This window comes from Anaerococcus sp. (assembly GCF_022770135.1).
Classification (GTDB): domain Bacteria; phylum Bacillota; class Clostridia; order Tissierellales; family Peptoniphilaceae; genus Anaerococcus.
This window is the reverse complement of the sequence record NZ_JALEIL010000027.1, coordinates 1-7,996: the sequence shown is the minus strand read 5'-3', so window position 1 is coordinate 7,996 and position 7,996 is coordinate 1. Positions and strand designations below refer to the sequence as shown.

The following is a 7,996-nucleotide window of genomic DNA, read 5'->3' as shown; positions in this document are numbered from 1 at the left end:
TCTGATGCAAATATAATCATTCTTCTTGCTATAAACTTTATATCTTCGCCCGATTCAAGCATCTTGGCAAGATAAAATATTGCTGCATCTATATCAGACCCTCTCATAGATTTGATAAAGGCACTGGTCGTGTCGTAATGCCTATCTCCATTTTTGTCATAGACGGCAATTTTTTTCTGGGTGGAATTTTCTATAGAGCTCTTTCCTATAACTATTCTACCATCAATCTCGTCTTCTGAAAATATAGCAATCTCCAAAGCATTAAGTAGGGCCCTGGAATCTCCGTTGGAGTATTTGATAAGAGTAGCTCTCGCTTCTCCTTCTATTATAATATTCTTAGTCTTTAGGATCTCATCTTTACTAAGAGCAAGGTCAATCAATCTAGATAGGTCTCTATCACTTAAGCTTTTAAGCTCAAAAACATACATCCTAGATATCAAGGCCTTATTTACCTCAAAGTAAGGATTTTCTGTAGTTGCTCCTATTAGAATCAAAGTTGAATCTTCTACATAAGGAAGAAGATAATCCTGCTGGCTTTTGTTAAATCTATGAATCTCATCTATAAAAAGGATAGTTTTCTTATTCTCGAAAGATAAATTATCCTTGGCTATCTGTACTTTCTTCTTAAGGTCTGATATTCCGCTTGCCACAGCGGATATCTCCTCGAAGGCCATATTAGTCTTTTGGGATATGATTTTGGCAAGGCTCGTCTTACCCACTCCAGGTGGCCCATAGAAAATCATCGAATAAATCCTATCCGCCTTGATCATCCTATTAATAATCTTTCCCTCTCCTATGAGATGGTCTTGACCTAGGTAGTCATTTAAGTCCTTTGGCCTTAATCTGTCAGCTAGAGGAGCACTTTTTTCTAATTGATTAATCCTATTAAGTTCAAATAAATCCATAATCTCCTCCTATAGAAAAAAAGATGCTAGGAAGAAGCATCTTTTTTATCTTTTAAACTTTTTATTTCTTCATAAAAGGAATCGACATCCTTAAATTCTCTATAAACCGATGCAAACCTCACATAGGCTACTGGGTCGAGCTCTTTTAATTCGTCCATCACCAGCTCACCTATATAGGTTGAACTTATTTCTTTGTTTCCCGTATGATTTATCCTAGTTTCAACATTTCTAGCAACTTTTTCGATATCAGCCATTGTTACTGGTCTCTTCTGACAGCTTTTTACAATGCCTGCTATCAATTTCGTTGGGTCATAGGCTTCTCTCGTATCGTCCTTTTTGACGACCATGATAGTAGAGTCTTCATATCTTTCGTAAGTAGAAAACCTACGATCACAATCTTCGCACAAGCGTCTTCGTCTTATAGCCCTATCATCTTCTGTTGATCTTGAATCCAAAACCCTTGTATTGGTTGAATCGCAGTAGGGACATCTCATATTATTTTAGAAAATCTGGTAAGTCGAAGTCATCAAATGGATTTGATGATTTTTTCTTAGCGCTTGGTCTTTGAGGAGCCTTAAGCTCTTCCCTATTTCTTGAAGCTTGTTGTACACTTCTTCTTGCTGGTGTTGGATTATCAAAACCTGTTGCTATAACAGTAATCTTGATATCATCTCCTAGAGATTCATCACTACCAACTCCGAATATGATATTAGCATCAGAGTCGATGTTTTCTCTAATAAGCTCAGCTGCTTCGTTAGCTTCCATTAGACCAACTTCTGCTGCAGTTACGTTAAGTAATACTGCGTTTGCTCCTTCGATGCTTGTCTCAAGTAGTGGGGAGTTAACAGCAGCCTTAGCAGCCTCAACAGCCCTATTTTCACCATTAGCCCTACCGATACCCATGTGGGCGATTCCTTGATCAGACATAATTGACTCAACGTCAGCAAAGTCAAGGTTAATAACGTTAGGTACAGCGATTAGCTCTGAAATACCACTTACTGCATCCATAAGTACTTGATCTGCCATCTTGAAGGCATCTACCATTGATGTTCTCTTTTCTACGATTTGTAGGAGTCTATCGTTTGGAATTGTGATTAGTGTATCTACATTTTCCTTTAGTCTTTCGATTCCACCTTCAGCTTGGTTTTGTCTTTTTCTACCTTCGAAAGTAAATGGCTTAGTTACAACACCAACTGTCAAGATTTCCATCTCTTTAGCAACTTTCGCAACTACTGGGGCAGCACCTGTACCTGTTCCACCACCCATTCCGGCAGTAATAAAGATCATGTCTGCGCCTTTGATTGCTTCTGATATTTCGTTTTTAGACTCTTCTGCAGCCTTTTCTCCAACTTCAGGATTAGCTCCAGCACCAAGGCCTCTTGTTAGTTTCTCACCAATTTGAAGTCTAATGTCTGCGTTTGATTCTTGTAGTGTTTGAAGATCTGTGTTTAGTGCCAAAAACTCTACACCAGATAGTCCGCTTTCTCTCATTCGGCTGATAGCGTTGTTTCCACCGCCACCAACTCCGATGACTTTAATCTTTGCTAAAGAGCTGTTGTCCATTTCCATGTTAATGTTTGCCATACTTTCCCCCATTTTATTCTAATAGATAAATTTTATATTAAGAACCTTCGTTTATTTCAACTACTGGGTTTTTTCCATTACTTAAATCTATGGAAGAAACATCTAGGTCCTTATTTTCTACATCCTTTAGGATTGATTCTAGTAATCTAATCTTGTATGAACTTTCTTTCAAATCACCAAAATCAACTCTCATATCTTTTATTATTATACCAATATGCCCCTTGTTTTCAAAATTTAATTGATTAATCAAATCAACAAAGGAAGAAGAGTTTATTTCATTGATAAAATTAATTAAATCCTCATCATCCGTAAATTCTTCTTTAATGTCGTCCTTGTAGTCAGAAATCTTAATATTTATCAAAGAGTTTTTGCTATTTGCCGCAATATTCTTACTATCCATTACCCTTCCTAGGTTGGATATATAGACAATTTTTCCCTCATCTTCAATGAAAAATCTAGGATAGGACTCTGTGACTTTGATATTGATTACCTTAGGAAAAACCTTCTTTATCTCAGCTTCTTCGATCATGTCTTTATCCACAAGCCTTTTCTCGTTCTTTCTTACATTGTAAGTTAAAATATTTTTGCCTATTGGATTTTGTATGCTTGAGATAACGTCGGTATCCTTAAGCCTTTCGTTTCCTGTGACATATATCTGGGAAATTTTCATATAAGGATGCCTAAAAGCATTTACTAGGAATATCAAAAGACTTAATACTATAAGAAAGATTATAAATCGCTTAGTAAAAGTCTTTGGCTTTTCCTTCCTAACGACTCTCCTTCTCCTATTTTTATTCTTTCCCTCTGGCATTTGGCTTTTCTTTCTAGCCTTCCTTTTATCTTTCATCTTTGATCAACCCTTCGATTATATTAAAAATCTTATCTCCTGCCTCATCATCAGAAAGGGCCTTGGCAGCATCACCCATCTTCTTAAGTTTATCCTTATCCCTAATTATTTCCTTAATTTTTCTATCTAGAACAGCTCCATCTAGGTCTTTTTCTAAAATCATGATAGATGCGCCGTTATCGACATAGGTTTGAGCATTAAACTGCTGGTGGTTTTCTGTGGTGTAGGATTTTGGTATTAAGATTGAGGCCTTTCCTACAGCAGAGATTTCAGAAAGACTCATGGCACCAGATGAAGCAATAACAAGGTCACTTACTGCATAGAAGAGGTCTATGTTATCTATGTAGGAAAACACCTTTAGGTATTCGCTCTCCTGAACTTCTTCCATGAAATCATCATAGTTTTTCTTTCCAGTTTGATGGAGGAGATAATAGGAACCGTCGAGATTTTTCGATAATTCCTTAACAGCCTCATTCATATAATAAGAGCCATTTGACCCACCAAAGGAAAATACAACCGGCCTATCTTTCTTGATTCCCAAATCTTTAAGGTCTTTTTCGGTAAAGTCTGACTTAAAGCTAGTCCTTACAGGGTTACCCGTAACTACAATCCTATCCTTGTGCTTAAAGTGTTTTTCTGCTTCCTTGTAGGATATTAGGACCTTGTCTACCTTATTTGATAGAAACTTAGAAGCCATACCAGGGTAGGAGTTTGACTCATGTACTATAGAAGGTATTCCCTTCTTACTTGCCTGATAAAGGATTGGAGCACAAACATATCCGCCTGTTCCTATTACGAGGTCGGGCTTATATTCCTTAATGATTTTTTTGGCTTTCTTGAAACCTTTTAGGTTTGTATTAAGAGATTTAAATAGTTTCTTATTTATCCTTCTAGGAATCCCCATGCCAGGAAGGTCCACAAATTTATAGCCGTATTTTTGGGCTACCAACTCTTCTGGACCATTTTTTATTCCGACATATACTATTTCCACATCAGGAATTTCTCTTTGAAGTTTTTCTCCTATGGCTATGGCTGGATAAATATGTCCGCCTGTACCTCCGCCAGAAATTATTACTCTCATCTAATCATCCTTTGTATTTTTCTATCTTTTCTTTAAAATCCATGCCTCTTTCTTCAAAGTTTTTATACATTCCCCAGGAGGCACTTGCAGGGGAAAGTAGGAATATATCCCCTTCTTCTAAGTTCTCGAAGGAAATCTTTACTGCCTCTTCCATATCCTTAGCCTTCTTGAAATTTATATCATATTTTTGGCAAAGACTTACGAGTTTGTCTGTGGTTTGGCCGATTATTACCATAAGCTTACCATGGTTTTTGAATTCTTTCACATAAGGGCTGTAGTCGATATTTTTATCGTATCCTCCTGCAATTATAACCATTGGCTTATCAAAACTTTGAATGGCCTTAATCGAGCTATCTACATTTGTGCCCTTGGAATCATTATAAACCTTAACACCCCTTATATCTGTCACAAATTCCAGCCTATGCTCTATCGACTTGAAGCTTTTCGATCCTTTTATTATATCTTCTATAGAAACTCCATAGATAAAGCAAGCAAGGATAGCATCCATCAAGTTTTCGTAATTGTGTCTACCTATTATTGAAAGATCATCTACATCCATTAATTTAATATTTTTTCCTTCATCCTTAAGAAATATAGATGATCCTTTAAGATAGGCTCCTCTATTTACTTCTTCTTGTGAAGAAAACTCATAGACTTTTGCCTTAAAATTATCCTTATGATCCTGTAATATAGGGTCGTCGTGATTAATAACAAGAAAATCACGCTCGTCTTGCCTTTTACTTATATTTAGTTTCGAATTAATATAATCATCAAAAGACCCATGCCAATCTATATGATCTTCTGTTATATTTGTAATGCTTGCTATATGTGGCTTGTAAGTAGATACATCATGAAGTTGGAAGCTTGAAAGCTCACAAGAGAAAATTGCGTCAGGATTTTCATACATTAGCCACAAGATCCCCTCGCCGATGTTTCCAACAGAAATGGCCTTCCTTCCTGATTCATTAAGTATGTGGCTGATCATAGATGTAGTCGATGTCTTGCCATTGGTCCCGGTAGTAGCTATGATTTCTGCTTGTGTAAAGAGCCTAAAGGATAATTCAATATCAGATATTATCTCATATTTTTCCCCTAGTTTCTTTACAACTTCATCCCTTGGAGGAATACCTGGGCTTTTTACTACAAATTCATAATCATAATCACAAATTTCACTATCAGAAATAGGGCTATATTTATAGCCCTTAAGTTCCTTAACTTCTTTCTTATTTTTATCAAAGGTATAGACATCATAGCCCATCTTATCTAGGGTCTTTGCTGCTGATACACCTGTTAGTCCTAAACCGTAAACTAAAACTTTCTTCATACTAATGCCGCCAATGTTATCATACAAAATATTACAGATACTACTGCAAATGCTACTACTATTTTTTGTTCCTTGTATCCTTTTAGCTCAAAGTGATGGTGGATTGGAGTCATAAGAAAGACTCTCTTTTTGTTTCTGTGTCTGTAGCTTGTAACTTGAATTATTACAGATAGAGTTTCCAAGACATAAATTCCACCAAAGATTATTAGATATAAGGGAATCCTTAGATTTATTGCCATGGCAACTATGGCTCCGCCTATCGCCATTGATCCTGTATCTCCCATAAATACTGCCGCAGGATTTGAATTAAATATCAAAAATCCCAAGAGACTTCCTAGCATTATATAAGAAAATATTTCATTATCTGTTCCCTTACCAATTATGGCAAGTGTAATAAATACTGGAAGAGATACAGTAGCGAGTAAGCCGTCTAGGCCATCTGTAAGATTGGTGGCATTAGTTGTACCTACTATAATGAAAATCATAATAGGAATACCTAAGATACCTAAACTTATGCTTGTATCTGTAAAAGGTATTACAAATGATGTTATCGAATCCTTATCATTTATATAAGCTAGAACTGAAATTAAAAGGGCTAGTCCAAATTGAAGGATAATCTTTCCTCTAGGGCTTAGTCCTTCGGATTGCTTTAGGATAAGTTTTCTAAAGTCATCTATAAAACCAATTGCGCCAAAGCCTATAGTTGATAAAATCACTATCCAAACTTCAAGCCTATCAAGTGGCAAGAATATAAGGGATAAAATTAGGGCTGCTATAATAAAAATTATTCCTCCCATAGTTGGAGTACCAGCCTTTTTAAGATGGCTCTTTGGTCCAACCTCTCTTATATTTTGTCCAATCTTTTTTCTCTTAAGAATTGGTAAGATTACAAGGCCTAGGCCTATGCTTAACAATATACTTATAACTATCAACAAAAAATTATTCATCATTAATTCCTATCTACATTTAATTTGACAGTATTATCATCATCCTTATAAACCATGCCCAACTCTTCTAGGGCGTATCTTTGGATTAAGTTAAGGTCAATCGCTTCTTCTAGCCTATTGTTTAGCCTATCCCTTTGGAGTTCGTAGGAGACGATGTCTGCCTGTAATGTATTATACTCATATCTTTTTGCATTCAAGTTATTTCTTTTAACCAAAGCTGTTACCAGAAGGCTAACTATAATAAGGAAGGTAAGAACAGATAGGACCCCTTTCATTCTCCTATCTCTTTTCTTAAGATTTTGAATCTGTTTGATTTTCTTATTTCTTCTGTTATCCTTAACCTTAAGTCGTTTTCTTTTTTTATTATTATTTTTACTAATAGCTATTCTTTCTTCCATGTCTATATCCTTTGTCCAACTCTAAGCTTGGCAGGTTTTGATCGAGAATTCTCCCTGAGCTCAGCTTTAGAGGCTGTTACAGGTTTTCTAGTTATAATCTTAATCTTAGCCCTATGATCACATACACATACTGGAAATTCTGGCGGACAGATACAGTCTGTTGCCAAATCCTTGAACTTATTTTTTACAATCCTGTCTTCTAGGGAGTGGAAGGTGATTATTGCAAGCCTTCCGTCCTTTTTTAGGTGATCAACGACTTTTTCTATAGTATTTTCCAAAACTTCTAGTTCTCTATTTACTTCTATTCTTAGGGCTTGAAATACTCTTTTTTCAGGATGGGCATCTTGACTTTTTATAGATTTCATTACAATATTTCGGAGTTTAAAAGTCGTATCGATTCTTTCTTCATCACGGAGATTAACAATATTTCTTGCTATGGCCTTGGAGAATCTCTCCTCCCCATATTCAAAAAATATACGCTCTAGCTCATCCTGAGAGTATTCATTGACAATAACTTCCGCTGTTAACTCATTATCTTGGTTCATCCTCATATCCAAAGGACCATCCTTCATATATGAAAATCCCCTGTCCGCATTGTCAATTTGATATGAACTTACGCCAATATCCATCAAAGCCCCATCTATCAAATCAAGGCCAAGGTCTTCTAGGGCTTTCTCGAAGTTTTCGAAGTTACTATTTACGAAAATAACATTAGAAAAGTCCCTTAAGTTTTCCTTGGCTGCTTCAATGGCTTCCTTGTCCTGATCGATTGCTATAAGCCTTCCCTTAGGAGAAAGCCTTTCTAGGATCAATTTGGAATGACCTCCCTTTCCTAGGGTTAAGTCTAGGTAGATTCCATCTGGATTAATATTTAGATTTTCTATAGTCTCTTTTGCGAGAACTGGTATGT

Annotated in this window: 9 protein-coding genes; all 9 read right to left on the bottom strand. The window is 36.2% G+C overall.

The genetic code is table 11. The annotated features are described in order from the left end of the window. Nucleotides 1-905, bottom strand: a 905-nt coding sequence (locus tag MRZ08_RS01195; protein WP_297378339.1) for an AAA family ATPase, incomplete at its 3' end; no start/stop codon positions are given. A 26-nt stretch (nt 906-931) separates the two neighbouring features. Continuing rightward, a complete protein-coding gene (nrdR, locus tag MRZ08_RS01190) occupies nt 932-1,399 on the bottom strand; it encodes a transcriptional regulator NrdR (RefSeq protein WP_297378337.1) in 468 nt (155 codons plus the stop codon). 1 nt (nt 1,400) lies between these two features. Continuing rightward, nucleotides 1,401-2,489 carry a cell division protein FtsZ gene (gene ftsZ, locus MRZ08_RS01185; protein WP_015778124.1) on the bottom strand — a complete coding sequence of 363 codons (1,089 nt, stop codon included), beginning with the start codon at nt 2,487-2,489 and terminating at the stop codon, nt 1,401-1,403. A 37-nt stretch (nt 2,490-2,526) separates the two neighbouring features. Beyond that, nucleotides 2,527-3,336, bottom strand: a complete 810-nt coding sequence (locus MRZ08_RS01180) for an FtsQ-type POTRA domain-containing protein (protein ID WP_297378332.1) — start codon at nt 3,334-3,336, stop codon at nt 2,527-2,529. Next, nucleotides 3,326-4,417 carry an undecaprenyldiphospho-muramoylpentapeptide beta-N-acetylglucosaminyltransferase gene (gene murG / locus MRZ08_RS01175; protein ID WP_297378329.1) on the bottom strand — a complete coding sequence of 364 codons (1,092 nt, stop codon included), beginning with the start codon at nt 4,415-4,417 and terminating at the stop codon, nt 3,326-3,328. Before murG ends, MRZ08_RS01180 begins: the two co-directional genes overlap by 11 nt. Nucleotides 4,418-4,421: 4 nt before the next feature. Continuing rightward, nucleotides 4,422-5,741 carry a UDP-N-acetylmuramoyl-L-alanine--D-glutamate ligase gene (gene murD / locus MRZ08_RS01170; protein ID WP_297378326.1) on the bottom strand — a complete coding sequence of 440 codons (1,320 nt, stop codon included), beginning with the start codon at nt 5,739-5,741 and terminating at the stop codon, nt 4,422-4,424. After that, nucleotides 5,738-6,688 carry a phospho-N-acetylmuramoyl-pentapeptide-transferase gene (mraY, locus tag MRZ08_RS01165; RefSeq protein WP_297378323.1) on the bottom strand — a complete coding sequence of 317 codons (951 nt, stop codon included), beginning with the start codon at nt 6,686-6,688 and terminating at the stop codon, nt 5,738-5,740. Before mraY ends, murD begins: the two co-directional genes overlap by 4 nt. A gap of 2 nt (nt 6,689-6,690) precedes the next feature. Beyond that, nucleotides 6,691-7,086: a hypothetical protein gene (locus MRZ08_RS01160; protein WP_297378320.1), complete on the bottom strand. Its 396-nt coding sequence runs from the start codon at nt 7,084-7,086 to the stop codon at nt 6,691-6,693. A 2-nt stretch (nt 7,087-7,088) separates the two neighbouring features. After that, nucleotides 7,089-7,994: a 16S rRNA (cytosine(1402)-N(4))-methyltransferase RsmH gene (gene rsmH / locus MRZ08_RS01155; RefSeq protein WP_297378317.1), complete on the bottom strand. Its 906-nt coding sequence runs from the start codon at nt 7,992-7,994 to the stop codon at nt 7,089-7,091. Between the last annotated feature and the right edge of the window lie 2 nt (nt 7,995-7,996).

What these genes read in the sequence shown, in the direction of transcription:
- nrdR (WP_297378337.1), bottom strand. Translation starts at nt 1,399, where the DNA reads ATGAGATGTCCCTACTGCGATTCAACCAATACAAGGGTTTTGGATTCA.
- murG (WP_297378329.1), bottom strand. Translation starts at nt 4,417, where the DNA reads ATGAGAGTAATAATTTCTGGCGGAGGTACAGGCGGACATATTTATCCA.
- mraY (WP_297378323.1), bottom strand. Translation starts at nt 6,688, where the DNA reads ATGAATAATTTTTTGTTGATAGTTATAAGTATATTGTTAAGCATAGGC.
- ftsZ (WP_015778124.1), bottom strand. Translation starts at nt 2,489, where the DNA reads ATGGCAAACATTAACATGGAAATGGACAACAGCTCTTTAGCAAAGATT.
- MRZ08_RS01180 (WP_297378332.1), bottom strand. Translation starts at nt 3,336, where the DNA reads ATGAAAGATAAAAGGAAGGCTAGAAAGAAAAGCCAAATGCCAGAGGGA.
- MRZ08_RS01160 (WP_297378320.1), bottom strand. Translation starts at nt 7,086, where the DNA reads ATGGAAGAAAGAATAGCTATTAGTAAAAATAATAATAAAAAAAGAAAA.
- murD (WP_297378326.1), bottom strand. Translation starts at nt 5,741, where the DNA reads ATGAAGAAAGTTTTAGTTTACGGTTTAGGACTAACAGGTGTATCAGCA.